Below are 14768 nucleotides of genomic sequence, written 5' to 3' on the forward strand. Positions count from 1 at the left end.
GAACCCTTAATATCAAGAGGATAATGTAAAAATATGAATAATTTGTAACAAAACAGTTGCTTTTCTTTGAATTACCAGTTATACTAATAGAGTATTCTATTATTTTCCTGAAAATAAATTTCAGGAATCACCTACCAATTCAGAGGAGGATGTTTATTTTGGAAAAGCTTCTCGCACATTTTAAGCTCCGGGAGCACGGCACCGACGTAAAGACCGAGGTTATCGCCGGCATTACCACATTCCTGTCCATGGCCTACATACTGGCGGTGAACCCCAGTATGCTGGCTGCCGCCGGGATGGACCAGGGGGCTGTTTTCACCGCCACCGCGGTTTCAGCGGCTATCGCAACCGTTATCATGGGCGTGTTTGCAAACTACCCTGTGGCCCTGGCCTCAGGCATGGGCCTTAACGCCTACTTTGCCTTCACCGTGGTGCCCATGGTGTCGGAGATGGGCATAACCGACCCATGGAAGGTGGCCCTGACCGCCATACTTATCGAGGGCATTATCTTCGTCATTCTCTCCATCTTCAAGTTTAGGGAGACCCTGGTGAACTCCGTGCCCGCAAACCTCAAGTACGGTATCTCCGCGGGTATCGGCCTGTTTATCTCCATTGTGGGCCTCAAGGGCGCGGGCATTGTCTCCGCCGACCCCTCCACTTTGGTGGCCCTTGGAAGCATTGGCACGCCCCAGGTGGTGCTGGCCTTTGTGGGGCTTATCCTCATCGGCATTATGTGGCACTTTAGGATAAAGGGCGCAATACTGTGGGGTATCCTTGGCACATGGGTGCTGGGCATTATCGCGGAGCTCTGCGGCTGGTATACAGTGAACCCCGACGCTGGGGTGTACTCCCTGATACCCAACTTCAGCAGCGGCATCCTGCCTCCCTCCCTGGCCCCCACCTTCTTTAAGTTCGACTTCGGGTTCGTGGCCGGGCACTTTGTGAGCTTCGCCGCCATAGTCTTCGCCTTCCTGTTTGTGGACCTGTTCGACACTGTGGGCACCCTTATAGGCGTGGCGGACCAGGGGAACCTCTTAAACGAGAAGGGCGAACTGCCCAACGCCGGCCCCGCCCTTATGAGCGACGCCGTAGGCACTGTGGCGGGCGCTGTGCTGGGCACCTCCACTGTCACCAGCTATGTTGAGTCCACCGCAGGCGTGGCAGAGGGGGGACGCACCGGCCTTACCGCCATCTCCACCGCTGTGATGTTCGTGCTGGCCCTGTTCCTTTCCCCCATCTTCCTTGCAATCCCCAGCTTTGCCACCACCCCGGCCCTGCTGTTTGTGGGCCTTTTGATGATGAAGTCCGTGCTGAAGATGAAGTTTGACGGGGATATCGCCGACGTGCTGGGGGGCTTCCTGGCCCTTATCATGATGCCCTTTACCTACTCCATCGCCAACGGCATCATGTTCGGCATTATCGCCTGGGTGGTGCTGAAGGTCTGCACCGCCAAGGTGAAGGACATCCACCCGGTCATGTGGGTCTCCTTCGGGCTGTTCGTGCTGAGAATCATCACCCTGGTAATGGGCGCATAACTAAAGCTAAGACGAAATCCGGGCGGGGGGCTGTGAAGTCTCCCGCCTTATTTTTTAAGGAGGAAGCTTATGACAGAATATAGGAAAATCAGTGCTGAAATGCTTGATACAGAGCTCTTTTCCGGCTTTATACGCCGCCAGGAGGTGAAGAAGTGCTGGCGGAAGTCGGGTGGCCGGTGGGTGATAAAGGACATAGAGTTTGTAGACGACTGGGATGCCGGGGACCACCGGCGGGTGCTGGGCCAGCTAAGGGACGTGCTCGGCAGCGGCGGCGCCGTGTGGGGGGCCTTCCGGGAGGGCAGGCTCAAGGGCTTTGCCAGCGTTGACGGCAGGCTGATAGGCTCAGAGAGGCAGTACGCGGTACTGGCGGAGCTCCATGTCTCTGAGGACTGCCGCAGGATGGGCATGGGCAGGGAGCTGTTTTACAGGGCCGCGGAGTCCGCAAGGGGCCTTGGGGCCGGGAAGCTCTATATCTCCACTATGTCGGCGGTGGAGAGCCAGGCCTTCTATATCAGCATGGGCTGTGTGGAGGCTGTGGAGCCGGACCCCTGGCACGTGGAGAAGGAGCCCTGCGACGTGCAGAGGGAGTATGTTCTTTAGGGAAAACCCTTGCATATAGGGGGAATATTTGGTATTATGTATACGGAGTCCGCCGCACGGTGGACGGTTGGCCCTTAACAGAGGGCCTGAAGCCTCTGATTACATAGAAACCCATAATGGGAATCCTGTAAGAAAGGGGATGAGCTTATGAGCGTGCCGATAGGCGACGTCCTGGGGATGATGACCGCGTTGATAGTAGGCTTTGTCAACATTATAGTCATCCTCTTGATGGCCTTGATTAACGCAAAAAAGTAACCGCCCCATGAGCAAGGTTAGCGGTTACTTTTTTAAACAGTAATCTATAAACCTGGGCCAGCCGTTCACCGGCGGGCTCCTCTTTTTTCTATCTTTATTATAGCCCCTTATTGGGGCATTGTCAAGGCCTTATTGGCCCTGCTGTTTTAGTGTATGCATTATGAGTGAATAAAGTTTGTTCATCTGAACGAATTTCATTTATGCACTATAACCAGGGTGTGCCGATTGTTCGGAGCCTAACTTTGTCGAATACGCGATAGAGCTTTTTCCTGGGTTTTATGGTATAATGAACTGATAAATTAAAACTGTGAAGGAAGGATGATTTTATGGCAGGAAGGCTATCCTCGCTGTTCCAGGCGCAGGACATGACTGTGGGCAGCCCCACGCAAAACCTGATACGCTTCTCCGTGCCGCTGCTTATCGGCAATATGGCCCAGCAGCTTTACAGCACCGTGGACTCCATTGTGGTGGGCAACTATGTGGGCGACAGCGCCCTTGCGGCTATCGGGGCCAGCGGGCCGGTTATAAACCTTTTGCTGGTGCTGTTTATGGGCGTTGCGGTTGGAGCGAGCGTTATGGCGTCCCAGTATTTCGGGGCGAAGGAGCGGGAGAACCTGTCACAGACTATCGGCACCACCATAACCGCCACATTTGCATGCACTGTTTTCGTGATGGTACTGGGGCCGATAATCACAAGGCCGATTATGTCAATGCTGGACACGCCGGGGGACATATTCGACATGGCCTGCGACTATATGCTCGTAATGTTCCTGGGCTTTATAGGCAGCGCCTTTTACAATGTGATTTCCGGCGTGCTCCGGGGCCTTGGGGACTCGATTATGCCCCTTGTGTTCCTTTTGACGGCGTGCATACTGAACATCGGCCTTGACATCTGGTTCGTGGCGGGCTTCAGGATGGGCGTGGCTGGGGCGGCCTGGGCCACCATTATCTCCCAGCTTATTTCCGGCGCTATGTGCATGGTGCGCCTGCTGAGGATGAAGGAGCACTTTACCGTTACCCTTCGTACCCTCTGGCCCAAAAAGGAGTTTGTAATGCGCCTTTGCAAGCTGGGTCTGCCAAGCGGCCTCACCCAGGCCATATTCTCCCTTGCAATGATAATTGTGCAGAACCTGACGAACTCCTTCGGCACGGCGGTGCTGGCGGCAAATACTGTTGTAATGCGCGTGGACGGCTTTGCAATGATGCCAAACTTTACCTTCGGCTCCGCCATGACTACATACACAGGCCAGAACATGGGCGCAGGCAGGCTGGACCGCACAGAGAAGGGCGCAAAGTCCGGGATGATAATGGGCGTCTCCGTCTCGGTGGTGCTGGTGGGGCTGATACTTGTCTTCGGCAAGTACCTTATGCTCATGTTTACCGATACCCCCGAGGTGATAGAGCTGGGCCAGCGTATGCTGAACACCCTGGCCCTGGGCTACATAGCCATGAGCGTTACTCAGATACTCTCCGGCGTCATGCGCGGTGCAGGGGACACCATGACCCCCATGTGGATTTCCGTTGTCACCACAGTCATAGTGCGCGTTCCCGTGGCCTACGGCCTGGAGTTCCTCACCCGCCCCGAGGGCGGCGCAATGGGCTCCGGCAACCCCGACCCGCTGTTCCTCTCCCTGCTCATATCCTGGGTGGTGGGGGCGCTTTTGACGACTGCTGCATACCTTAGAGGCAGCTGGAAGAAGAAGGCCATCACCGAGAAGGCCGGGCAGGAGTGAGGGCTTGACAAGGCCCCCATGCGTGAGGTATAATAGAGACAGAAAAAGAGGAGCCCGCCGGTGAACGGCTGGCCCAGGTTGTGTTATTTCAATGTTAAATTAACAAAAAAGTAACCGCTATCCTTGCCGAGGGGCGGTTACTTTTTTGCGGCAATCAACGCCATCAGTAGAATGACTATAAGATTGATAAACCCCATCATCATCCCCAGGACGTCGCCTATCGGCACGCTCATAAGCTCATCCCCTTTCTTACAGGATTCCCATTATGGGTTTCTATGTAATCAGAGGCTTCAGGCCCTCTGTTAAGGGCCAACCGTCCACCGTGCGGCGGACTCCTGTATTATGTTAGCAGATACCTTGGGAAATTGCAACAGCTTTTAGATTATTTCCCGGCGCGACCGCTTGCCAAACCGCCGCAAGTGCGCTATAATACCCTAAAAGGAGAGGGGGACGCTTTGTGAAGTCGTATGTCATACACATCCTGCGGGCCATGCCGTCCCAGGGGACGCTGGAGGGTAGGTACGTGGGCAGGGCACAGTCGCCGCTGCCCATGGGGGCGGTGTCGGAGCTGGCGGGGCTCAAGAGGGAATACAGGTACCCGGAGGGGGAGCTCTACTGCGCAAGCCCCGCGGTGTCCTGTGTGGACACTTTGAAAATACTGTACCCGAAGGCGGAGCCGGAGGTGGTGCTGGAGCTGGCTGAGTGCGACTTCGGGGACTGGGAGAACAGGACGGCTGAGGAATTGAAAGATGAGCCGGGCTTTAAGGAGTGGCTCATGGGCCGGGGAGCGCCTCCGGGCGGCGAGAGCGGGCAGGTGTTTTTCAGGCGGGTCTGCGGCGGGTTCCAGCTGCTGGTGAAGAATATGATGGCAAGGGGCTGCGCCTCGGCGGTGCTGGTGACCCACGCGGGGGTGATGACCTCCATACTTGCCGCCTTTGGCCTGCCGAAGGGCGAGCCCCAGGACTGGCTCTGCGACCCGGGCTTCGGGTACTCCCTGCGCATAACCCCAATGCTCTGGATGAGGGAGCCGGTGGCCGAGGTTTTCGCCAGGGTCCCGGAGGGAAAGGAGGGCAAAATATAGGGCGGGGGAATTAAAAAGTTTCAAATCCCCTTGACAAAACTTGCGAAGCGTGGTATACTTTGCCTGTATTCTGATAGCACGAAAATGTACTCACAGTTTCTGTAGGTCATTGGGCGTCTGATGATTTACACAAGCTGTGAGTTCTTCTTAGCCAGGGGTGTACGATGGAAGGTGCGTTGGCGCTTGCTCTATGGGCGGCTCTGGCCCGGGTAATCGTGAAGCATTCGGATTACGAAACATTTCTATGGAGGTGCCAACTATGAACGGTACAGTCAAGTGGTTCAACGCAGAGAAGGGTTATGGCTTCATTTCCAACGATGAGGGCGGCGAGGACGTTTTTGTGCATTTCTCCGCCATCCAGGCCGATGGCTTCAAGACCCTGGAGGAGGGCCAGAAGGTTACTTTTGAGACCGAGCCCGACCCCAAGAACAGCGAAAAGCTTCGCGCTGTGAATGTTGTGAAGCTGTAAGCTAAAGAGGTGAAAAGGGCCGGGTCTCCATTTGGGACCCGGCTTTTTTGTTGCCGCCCGGGCGGGAAAGGCTGACTAAAAGTCAGTATAAATGACAGTGAAAACGATAGTGAAAGTGATAGTATAAGTGCGACAGAAAACGCGACACATATATAGAATAAGAAAAAGATAAAGAAAAAGAAGAATACCCCCTGTATCCCCCAGGGGGGGCCATACATTTTTTTATTTCTCTATTGACAAACAGACAAAAAAGGTGTATAATATAAAATATAAGCGCGGGCGTAGCTCATCTGGTAGAGCGCCACCTTGCCAAGGTGGAGGTAGCGAGTTCGAGCCTCGTCGTCCGCTCCAATTTAATAGCTCGAAAAGGAAGTAGAGGAGGCGCAAGCTTCCCTATTTTTTATTAGTACATGTATTTTTTATCACTCTTGAAAGGCGTGAGGGGAATGACGCAGCCAAAGGCGCTGGGGATTATAAACGAGGTCCGCAAGACCATTGTGGGCAAGGACACAGTGGTCTGCAAGACCTTGATGGCAATTATCGCGGGGGGCCATATCCTGCTGGAGGACAACCCCGGCGTGGGCAAGACCACTATGGCCCTGGCCTTCTCAAAGGCCATGAGCATGAGGTTCTCAAGGGTGCAGTTCACCCCGGAGACCATGCCCAGCGACGTGGTGGGCTACTCCGTGCCCGGGCGGGAGGGGGGCAAGCCGGAGTACAGGCCCGGGCCCATTATGAGCCATATGTTCCTGGCGGACGAGATAAACCGCACCAGCGCCAAGACCCAGAGCGCCCTGCTGGAGGCCATGGAGGAGGGTCAGGTCACGGTGGACGGGGTCAGCTACAGGCTCCCGAAGCCCTACACTGTTATAGCCACTCAGAACCCCCTTGGCACCGCGGGCACCCAGCCCCTGCCCGAGAGCCAGCTTGACCGCTTCATGCTGCGGCTCTCCATCGGCTACCCCACCGCCGAGCAGGAGATAGACGTGCTCCGGCAGACTGAGGGGGTGCGGCCCTTAGAGAATATCAGCCCCGCCGCCACCCTTGAGGAGGTGATGGGGATGAGGGCCGAGGCCGCAAAGGTACACGTGGCAGACGACCTATACCGGTATGTGGCGGACCTGTGCACGGCAACCCGGGAGGACCCCTCCCTGAGGCTCGGGGCCAGCCCCCGGGCGGGACAGGCCCTGATAAGGGCCTCCCGGGCCTCGGCCTGGATGGGCGGGCGGGACTATATAGTGCCCGCCGACATACACCTGCTGTTCTTCGACGTGATGTGCCATAGGGTGGTGCTGGAGCCCCAGGCAAGGCTTGGGGGCAGCGACGCCCGCTCGGTGCTGGAGGGGACCCTCTCAAGGGTTGCGGCCCCCAAGCTGCTGCGCTGAGCAGGGGGCCTGTATGCTCAAGAACCGTATCCTCTACCTGTTTATACTGCTGTGTACAACAGCTTTCTTTATCTGCTTCAACGGCTACTACTCCTGGTACGTGTTCCTGCTGTCCCTGGTGCTGCCCGGGGTGTCCCTTATACTGTCCCTGCCGGGTATGCTCACCTCCTGGGCGGAGATAGGCGTGCCGGGGGGCGGGGGCAGGGCCAAAAAGTCCGCCGCCGTACCCATACAGGTTGCCGCCGGGAGCCGCTGGCCCCTGCCCTCGGGGAGGATAAGGCTTCGGCTCAATATCCACAACACCCTCACAGGGGAGAGGAGGACCGAGGCCCTGGAGCTCTCCCAGGGGCGCATGCCCCAGGCCGTGGAGCAGAGGCTCACCTCACACACCTGCGGGAGGATAGTCTGCAGGCTGGACAAGGCCCGGGTCTGTGACCTGCTGGGCCTTTTTTCCCTGCCTATAAGGCTTCGGGAGGGGCGGTCCTGTGAGGTGGTAGTGCTGCCAAATATTTTTCAGACGGCAATAGGACTTAGGGACAGGAACATCCCCGACGCCGGGGGTGAGCGGTACTCCCCCACAAAGCCGGGCCCGGACCCCACCGAGTTCTTTGGCCTTCGGGACTATAGGCCCGGGGACAAGCTCAACAGGGTGGACTGGAAGCTCTCTGATAAGGCCGGGGCCCTGCTGGTGCGGGAGGGCAGCCTGCCGGTGGCAAAGCGGGCCCTCTTTATTATCAGCCTCAATGGTGACGGCAATGAGGCCGACCTGCTAATGGACACCCTTGCAACTTTGGGCCACAGCCTCTCGGGGCAGGGGGCCGGATATGCCCTGGCCTTCTCCGGCGGGGAGGGGCTGGTGTTCATAGACGTGGACAGCCCTGAGGACAGCGGGGGGGCCCTGGAGGCCGTGCTCCGCCACTGTGACAGGGGGCGGTTCCCGGGGCTCATTGCAGAGGGGGCCGAGGCCCCCCGGGACATAGCAAGGGTAGTCTATATCTGCCCGGAGCCGGAGCCCGCCGCCATAGGCTTTATAGGGGAGCGGTACGCCTTTGCCGGGGCCACGGTGGTACATACAAGGCCCCTTACAGAGGGGAACAGGCTTGAGGGGGACATGTACCCTGTGCGGGTGCAGCCGGGGAGCTTAGCCGCGGACCTTGCGGGGCTGCAGATTTAGGGCCGAGGAGGTGCACTGTGATGGACAAAGAGATACAGACTGGCCTGCAGCTTGACAAGCCACGGCTCCTCTTACAGGACGAGGCCCTTATAGGCCGGGGGATATTCTACGGGCTGATTATCCTGCTGGGGGGAGTAGGGGGCTGGGGGAGCTTTCTGACGGCCTTTAACATAGAGGTATACCCAGTAAGGCTCATTGCCGTGGGCGTTATATCCTGCGCCTTTGCAGTGTGGCGGCAGCTGGACTGTAATAAGGGCCGCTGGCGGCTGTCACTTATAGGGTGGATGATATGGCTGGCTGTGCTGGTGTTCGCCTTCGACACCATAGCCCACGGGGCCGTGCGCATAGGGAACACAATGCTTGACAGCTACGGCGCAAAGCTCAACTACGAAATGCCCAGCCTCTACCTGCCCTACCAGGCGGGCACAAGGGCGGGGATAGACGGCGTGGGGGAGAGCACCGGCTTTATATCCGTGCTGCTCCTGCCCTTCTTCTGGGCCATGTCCCGGATGTGGATAAGGAGCAGGAACAATAGGGGGCCCTTTGGCCTCACCGGTATCCTGCTGGTGCTGCCCATGAGCTTCTCCATAGTCCCGGCGGGCTGGGCCTTCGGGGCCCTGCTGTTGTTCTGGTGCATGCTCCTGCTGCTGGCGGCCACACTGGGCGGGCCCGAGGGTTCCTTCGGGCGAAGGAAAAGGGGCTACAGGGCCTCGGGGGTGGGGGCGGCAAGGCCCCTGGCCCTCCTGCTGGCGGTTATTGTGGGGCTCAGCATGTGGGGGGTGTATTTATTTGCCCCTATTGAGACCTATAAGCGCCCGGAGCTTGCGGAGAACCTGCGCACCGGCCTTAGGGAGGGCTTCGGCTCCTCCCGGTATATCCAGGGGGGCCAGGGGAGCAACAATAAGGAGGTACAGCTAAAGGGCCTTGGGACAAGGTACTACACCGGGGAGACCATGCTGCGGGTGAAGTTCGACTGGCAGGACGACCCGGAGCCTGTGGGGATGTTTCAAAGGCAGGGCAGGGACGGCGAGACCTATTATGAGACCCTCACCGACACAAGCGGCACCCGCACCTCAAACGCCGGCAAGGAGTACCTTAAGAGCTTTGTGGGCACGGTCTACACCGGGGACAGCTGGGAGCGGATGGACTCTAAGGGGCGGGAGGAGCTTGCCGGACTGGAGCTAAGGGCCCAGAACCAGATATCAAGGTATAAGCACGAGCTCTTCTCCATAGGGCGGGACAAGCGGAACTGCTATAGGCTCAGCGTTCAGAACCTTGGGGCAAATCCCAGGTGCGTGTATATCCCGGCGAGCCTGAAAAGCGGCCCCGGGGAGCTCTCGGAATATAATATAGAGTTTGTGGACGACGGCTACGCCAAGTCCGGGAACTTTATAAACGGCACCAGGGAGTATGAGCTCTTCGGGGAAGCAATGAGCGAGGGATACAACTATTTCAGCCGGGTGGTGTCCTATCTTGCCTGTAAAAACTATGGGGTCACAAGTATCGGCAATCTGGGCGCGGCCCGTCTGGGGAACACCGGCGGGAGCGAGTACGAGATTCCGGTGTTTGAGTACGGCTCGCGTATACTGTTCCTGGACGGCTACACCTCGGTGGGGGACGACATCATGGGCCTTTTCGACAGCATAAACGGCCAGGCAAATATGGGCGGCTTCGGCTGGCCCGCGGACCTCTGGGAGGTGCCGGAGTTTGAGGCCTGGGAGGGCCTTGAAACCTATGAGCGGGAATTTCTGCGGGACATAGAGGCGTACAATAAGTTTGTCTATGAGCACTATACCCAGGTGCCAGAGGAGCTGGAGGGGTTCCTTGAGGACTTTAAGAACGCCTATAACCTGGACCCCAACGACCGCCTTGACTCCGGGGATTTTCGTCTGAGAGACGGCGCGGAGTGCTACGCGGCATATATAGCCATGTGCTTTCAGGACTATTTCGACTACAACTTGGACCCCCCCACTGTCCCACAGGGCATGGACTTTGTGAAGTGTTTTCTCAGCGAGACCCGGACGGGCTACTGCGTCCACTTTGCAAGCGCGGCGGTGCTGCTCCTGCGGGCGGCGGGGTACCCGGCAAGGTACGCCGAGGGGTACGTGGTGCCCTCGGGGGAGAGCGGCTGGGTGGATGTGCCGGACTATAACGCCCACGCCTGGGTTGAGGTGTACAGCGGGGGCACAGGCTGGGTGCCGGTGGAGGTGACCCCCGCGGACGAGAATAATCCCGCGGCCTTTTACAACGCCACCGTCCCCGAGAACGCCCGGGAGATTATCCCCACCCCCAAGCCCTTTGAGGAGCGGCCCACCCTGCCCCCAAGGAGTAACCCCCTTATTGACGAGGAGCTTGCCTCCCCCACCCCAAGGCCCAGGGCCTCGGCAAAGCCCAGCCCCAGTGCCGGGGGTAGCCCGGCGGGGAGCGGCAGTAACGGTAAGGGCGGGGGCTCACCCCTGGTCAATGTTCTGTGGTGTATAGGGACAGCCGCCGGTATTATAGGGGCGCTCCTGCTACAGCGGGTGCTCAGGGTGAAGAAGCGGGAGCGGGACCTTGGACAGCGGGACAGGAACGCGGCGGGGCTGCGGGCGTATGCCTATCTTCTGAAGCTGTATGAGAAGGAATTGCTCTGCGGACAGCGGGAGGAGCCCCCTGAGAGGTGGAAGGAGCTGGCGGAGAAGGCCCGGTACTCGGCCCATATGCTGAGCCCCGAGGAGCTGGGCGGGCTCATAGGTGACTCGGAAAAGCTCAGGGCAAAGCTTAAAGCCCAGCTGCCCGGGGGACAGAAGCTGCTCTGCTGGCTGACAGGCTTGATATAATTTTATATTTATTATAATATATTATAAAATAATCAGGAGGTAATTTTATGGTAAAGCTAGGCATTATCGGTATCGGCAATATGGGCTCCTCCCACTCCCTGAACGTGCTGGGGGGCAAGACCCCCGAGATTACCCTTGCGGCTGTAGCCGACAGAAGGGAGTCCCGGCGGGACTGGGCCAAGGAGAAGCTCCCGGGGGTGCCGGTTTTTAAGGAGGGCTCGGAGCTCATAGACAGCGGCCTCTGCGACGCGGTGCTCATAGCCGTGCCCCACTACCAGCACCCGGTGCTTGCAGGAGAGGCCTTTGAGAAGGGGCTCCACGTCCTCTGCGAGAAGCCCGCGGGGGTCTATACCAACGCCGTGAAGGAGATGAACGAGGCGGCCGACAGGGCCGGGAAGACCTTCGGCATGATGTTCAACCAGCGGACCAACTGCGTGTACCGCAAAATGCACGAGATGGTGCAGAGCGGCGAGCTGGGGGCCCTTAAGAGGGTAAACTGGATAATAACCGACTGGTACCGCACCCAGATATACTACGACTCCGGGGACTGGCGGGCTACCTGGGCCGGAGAGGGGGGCGGGGTGCTTCTGAACCAGTGCCCACACCAGCTTGATTTATTACAGTGGATATGCGGCCTGCCCACCAAAGTACAGGCCTTCTGCCATGAGGGCAAGTGGCACGATATCGAGGTTGAGGACGATGTGACCGCCTACCTTGAGTTTGAGGGCGGGGCCACTGGGGTCTTTGTCACCACCACCGGGGACGCCCCCGGCACCAACCGCTTTGAGATAACCGGCACCAAGGGCAAGCTGGTGTGTGAGGAGGATGTGCTCACCTTCTGGAAGCTGGGGGAGGACGAGCGGGAGTTCTGCCGGAGCTCGGAGGAGGGCTTCGCAAAGCCTCCCATGGAGAAGCTTATAGTTGAGACCGACGGGGAGAATCCACAGCATGTAGGGGTGCTCAATGCCTTTGCCGCGAATATCCTGCGGGGGGAGTCCCTTGTTGCAGACGGCAGGGAGGGCGTCAGGGGCCTGACCCTTTCAAACGCCATGCACCTGTCCGGGTGGCTTAATAAGCCGGTGGAGATACCCTTTGACGAGGATTTGTTCCAGCGTGAGCTTGACAAGCGCAGGAAGACCTCTAGGCGCAAAGAGGGCGGAGATATTACGTTCTCTACCGAAGGGACATATTAAAATAATAAAAGCAAGCGCTCCACCGTTAAGGTGGGGTGCTTGCTTTTTATATTAGCAGTTGAGTTATTGGCTTATGCCGTCGGCCTTGAGTATGCTCATGCTCCCGGAGGTGGTGTGCAGCTCGATTTTGCACTCACCGTTCCCGAATACGGCCTGGCCCCTCTTTTGGTGCTTGCGGTCCGGGGTAATCTGGGCCGGGAATTCGCACTTGAACCCCCCCGAGGAGGAGCTGTAGTCCGCGGTAAAACCGGCGTACTCGGGAAGCCTGATTTTCAGGGAGCCGCTCACCGAGTGCATATTGGCCTTCTCCGGGCACTGGTCAACCATAAGGCTTGCAGAGCCCGAGACGGTGCTCACCTTGAACTTTTCGGCGTTGCCGTGGGCGTTCAGTGAGCCGGAGACTGTGGTGAGCTCGGCCTTTTCGGCGGAGAAGCCCTTGCAGAGGTTTGTGCCCGATACGGAGTGGGCGCGGAGCTTCTCGGCGGAGCAGTCCTCAAGGGTGAGCGTGCCGGAGACTGTACCCGCGTCCAGGGTCTCTGCCGATATGGAGCGCAGGACTACCGTGCCGGACACAGTCGAGAGGGTGAAGCTATCCCCCGAAAGCTCCCTTGCCCGGATATTGCCGCTCATGCACTGCACCCGCAGCTTCCCGATATTATGGCACTGCTCCCGGGGCACCAGCACCTCCAGGCGCTTTGAGGGCCGGGTGACCGCGTTCCAGCCCTTTGAGAGTATCCCGCCGGTGCTGTTCTGAGGGTACTCCAGTATGGTGAGCTTTGAGTCCCGGACAAATAGCGCGGAGGAGTGCTCCGGGGCCAGGGCCTTCTTGCTGTACTCCACTATATCTACGGTGTCACCGTCCCAGGGGGCTATGCTCACCTGGCCCGTGGGCCAGTTTATGTCCAGCTCCTCAAGGCTGCTTAGCACCGCCTGCTTCCTGTAGACAAACTCGCCGTCTATAAACTCGGGCCTCTCCGGGGACATATCCATCTGCTCCATGCCCTCCGTCCCCGAGGGGCCGTTAAAGGGGAAGCCCGGGTTAAAGTCCAGGAAGCTGTTCTCACCGGCGGCTTCGGCGGCTTCCTCCATCTCCTCCATAAGCTCCTCCTGTTCCTCCGCAAGCTCCTCCTGCCACTCCACCACAACGTCCCCGAGGGCCTCCTTCATATCGTCTATGGCCTCGGTAACGTCGTCCATGGCGCCGTCCAAATCCCTGCCAAGCTCCTGGCCTATTTCCTTGAGCCCCCGGCGTATCTCCTTACCTATCCCCGAGAGCCAGCCGGTCCAGTCGCCGGAGGTGGGGGCCTGGGGCCGGGGGGCGGCGCTGCCGGCAGCATGGTCCCGGAGCTCCTGGACCTGGGCGGCGTACCGGGCCATCTCAGCCTGGCACTGGGCGGTATATCTTGCCATCTCCTGCTGGTACTCGTTCATCTCCCGGCAGTAGCGCTCGTTGTTCTCCTGGGCCTCCCGCACATAGCGCTCCATATCCTCGGGACTGCCGTCGGCAGGCCTGGGTGGCGCGGGCGTGGCAGGGGGAACAGGAGGGGCCGGGGGTATGGGCCCGGCGGGGAGCTCCAGCCCTATCTCCCCGGGCTCGCCGTGGTTTACGTTCAGTTCCGCATGGTCAGGGTGCAGGGTCAGGTCTATCTTATGGCTGCCGCCGTCTATGACCATGGACTCACCTGTGCCGTGCTCCTGCACCTCGATGGTGCCGTCGGGGTATATGGTCGCTGAGCCGTCGGAGTCGTTGACGGTGATAGACGGCGTGACCGCCTGCTGTGCCGCGGCCTGGGCCTGGTCCGTTATCCTCTCAAGCTCGCTGTCCTCCCCGGTATCCCCCAGGGCCTCCAGAAGCTCTGCGGCCTGCTCCTCTGTAAGCTTCCCTGCCGAGAGCATTTCAAGTATCATGCGCTTCTCCTCGTTCATTTCAAAGCCCGCCTTTCAGTTTTATTTTTGAGGCATTTCTCCACCATCATGTCAAAGCGCTCCTGGGCGGCAAGCCTCAGGGCGGTTTCCCTGTCGTATGAGCCGTAGGGGTACATCTCGGGTGGTATATATTTATTCATGCACATTTTATTTATCCCCTTTCAGTGACTTCAGGGCCTCCAGGGCCGCGTCCACGCTCATGTCCCCTCCCGACAGGCGGGAGAGTATCTCCGAGCGCTCCTCCTTCCTGCTCTCCTCCCGGAGCTCAGGCTTCCCGTCCAGGTGCAAAGCGGCAAGGGCCGCGTCAAGCATGTTCTTAACTGTGGGGTAGCTTACCCCCAGGGCCCGCTCCACCTCCTTGATGGACCCCCGGCACCGGAGGAACACCTCCACGAACTGCAAATGCTTCTCCTCCAGTGTGCAGAAGCGGCAGGGGGCGAACTGCCCGGAGAGCTCCGTATGGCAGCTGGGGCAGCGGAGCTTTGTGACCTGCATGGGCTCCCCGCAGACCGGGCACTGGGATGGGGCATGATAGGTTTTCATAGTATAGTCACTTTCCTTTCTGTATGATATGAGATATGGTCTGATTAACTTCCGA

12 protein-coding genes and 1 tRNA gene are annotated in these 14768 nt (G+C 58.7%); 10 read left to right on the forward strand and 3 right to left on the reverse strand.

The window, feature by feature from the left end:
* The first annotated feature begins 149 nt into the window (after positions 1-149).
* From D5270_RS08450 to D5270_RS08495, 10 genes are all read left to right on the forward strand, one after another.
* Positions 150-1535: an NCS2 family permease gene (locus D5270_RS08450; protein WP_166543686.1), complete on the forward strand. Its 1386-nt coding sequence runs from the start codon at positions 150-152 to the stop codon at positions 1533-1535.
* A gap of 69 nt (positions 1536-1604) precedes the next feature.
* Positions 1605-2135 (forward strand): GNAT family N-acetyltransferase, encoded by a 531-nt coding sequence (locus tag D5270_RS08455; RefSeq protein ID WP_166543687.1) that lies wholly within the window; start codon positions 1605-1607, stop codon positions 2133-2135.
* A 581-nt stretch (positions 2136-2716) separates the two neighbouring features.
* Positions 2717-4123, forward strand: a complete 1407-nt coding sequence (locus D5270_RS08460; protein ID WP_166543688.1) for an MATE family efflux transporter — start codon at positions 2717-2719, stop codon at positions 4121-4123.
* A 457-nt stretch (positions 4124-4580) separates the two neighbouring features.
* Positions 4581-5204: a histidine phosphatase family protein gene (locus D5270_RS08465; protein WP_166543689.1), complete on the forward strand. Its 624-nt coding sequence runs from the start codon at positions 4581-4583 to the stop codon at positions 5202-5204.
* A gap of 259 nt (positions 5205-5463) precedes the next feature.
* Positions 5464-5673 (forward strand): cold-shock protein, encoded by a 210-nt coding sequence (locus D5270_RS08470; protein ID WP_120427046.1) that lies wholly within the window; start codon positions 5464-5466, stop codon positions 5671-5673.
* Positions 5674-5948: 275 nt separating this feature from the next.
* A tRNA-Gly gene (locus tag D5270_RS08475) sits at positions 5949-6024 on the forward strand.
* 95 nt (positions 6025-6119) lie between these two features.
* Positions 6120-7058, forward strand: a complete 939-nt coding sequence (locus D5270_RS08480) for an AAA family ATPase (protein ID WP_161473430.1) — start codon at positions 6120-6122, stop codon at positions 7056-7058.
* Between the two features lie 13 nt (positions 7059-7071).
* Positions 7072-8232: a DUF58 domain-containing protein gene (locus tag D5270_RS08485; RefSeq protein WP_166543690.1), complete on the forward strand. Its 1161-nt coding sequence runs from the start codon at positions 7072-7074 to the stop codon at positions 8230-8232.
* A 20-nt stretch (positions 8233-8252) separates the two neighbouring features.
* Complete coding sequence (locus D5270_RS08490) at positions 8253-11051, forward strand: transglutaminase-like domain-containing protein (protein WP_166543691.1); 2799 nt, start codon at positions 8253-8255, stop codon at positions 11049-11051.
* A gap of 47 nt (positions 11052-11098) precedes the next feature.
* A complete protein-coding gene (locus D5270_RS08495) occupies positions 11099-12244 on the forward strand; it encodes a Gfo/Idh/MocA family protein (RefSeq protein WP_166543692.1) in 1146 nt (381 codons plus the stop codon).
* A gap of 63 nt (positions 12245-12307) precedes the next feature.
* Here the strand turns inward: D5270_RS08495 and D5270_RS08500 are convergent, their stop codons facing one another.
* The 3 genes from D5270_RS08500 to D5270_RS08510 are packed head-to-tail and all read right to left on the reverse strand — an operon-like array spanning position 12308 to position 14713.
* Positions 12308-14170: a DUF4097 family beta strand repeat-containing protein gene (locus tag D5270_RS08500; RefSeq protein WP_166543693.1), complete on the reverse strand. Its 1863-nt coding sequence runs from the start codon at positions 14168-14170 to the stop codon at positions 12308-12310.
* Positions 14167-14316 carry a hypothetical protein gene (locus tag D5270_RS08505; RefSeq protein ID WP_166543694.1) on the reverse strand — a complete coding sequence of 50 codons (150 nt, stop codon included), beginning with the start codon at positions 14314-14316 and terminating at the stop codon, positions 14167-14169. The genes D5270_RS08500 and D5270_RS08505 overlap by 4 nt, the downstream gene beginning before the upstream one ends.
* Before the next feature lies 1 nt (position 14317).
* Positions 14318-14713, reverse strand: coding sequence for a DUF2089 domain-containing protein (locus D5270_RS08510; RefSeq protein ID WP_166543695.1), 396 nt, complete (start codon positions 14711-14713; stop codon positions 14318-14320).
* Positions 14714-14768: the final 55 nt, after the last annotated feature.

This window comes from Acutalibacter sp. 1XD8-36 (assembly GCF_009917525.1).
Classification (GTDB): Bacteria; Bacillota; Clostridia; order Oscillospirales; family Acutalibacteraceae; genus Acutalibacter.

Bases quoted from the DNA above. Each gene is read 5' to 3' on its own strand.
- D5270_RS08510 (WP_166543695.1), bottom strand. From the start codon at position 14,713: ATGAAAACCTATCATGCCCCATCCCAGTGCCCGGTCTGCGGGGAGCCC.
- D5270_RS08470 (WP_120427046.1), top strand. From the start codon at position 5,464: ATGAACGGTACAGTCAAGTGGTTCAACGCAGAGAAGGGTTATGGCTTC.
- D5270_RS08460 (WP_166543688.1), top strand. From the start codon at position 2,717: ATGGCAGGAAGGCTATCCTCGCTGTTCCAGGCGCAGGACATGACTGTG.
- D5270_RS08490 (WP_166543691.1), top strand. From the start codon at position 8,253: ATGGACAAAGAGATACAGACTGGCCTGCAGCTTGACAAGCCACGGCTC.
- D5270_RS08480 (WP_161473430.1), top strand. From the start codon at position 6,120: ATGACGCAGCCAAAGGCGCTGGGGATTATAAACGAGGTCCGCAAGACC.
- D5270_RS08495 (WP_166543692.1), top strand. From the start codon at position 11,099: ATGGTAAAGCTAGGCATTATCGGTATCGGCAATATGGGCTCCTCCCAC.
- D5270_RS08500 (WP_166543693.1), bottom strand. From the start codon at position 14,170: ATGAACGAGGAGAAGCGCATGATACTTGAAATGCTCTCGGCAGGGAAG.
- D5270_RS08455 (WP_166543687.1), top strand. From the start codon at position 1,605: ATGACAGAATATAGGAAAATCAGTGCTGAAATGCTTGATACAGAGCTC.
- D5270_RS08450 (WP_166543686.1), top strand. From the start codon at position 150: ATGTTTATTTTGGAAAAGCTTCTCGCACATTTTAAGCTCCGGGAGCAC.
- D5270_RS08485 (WP_166543690.1), top strand. From the start codon at position 7,072: ATGCTCAAGAACCGTATCCTCTACCTGTTTATACTGCTGTGTACAACA.
- D5270_RS08505 (WP_166543694.1), bottom strand. From the start codon at position 14,316: ATGTGCATGAATAAATATATACCACCCGAGATGTACCCCTACGGCTCA.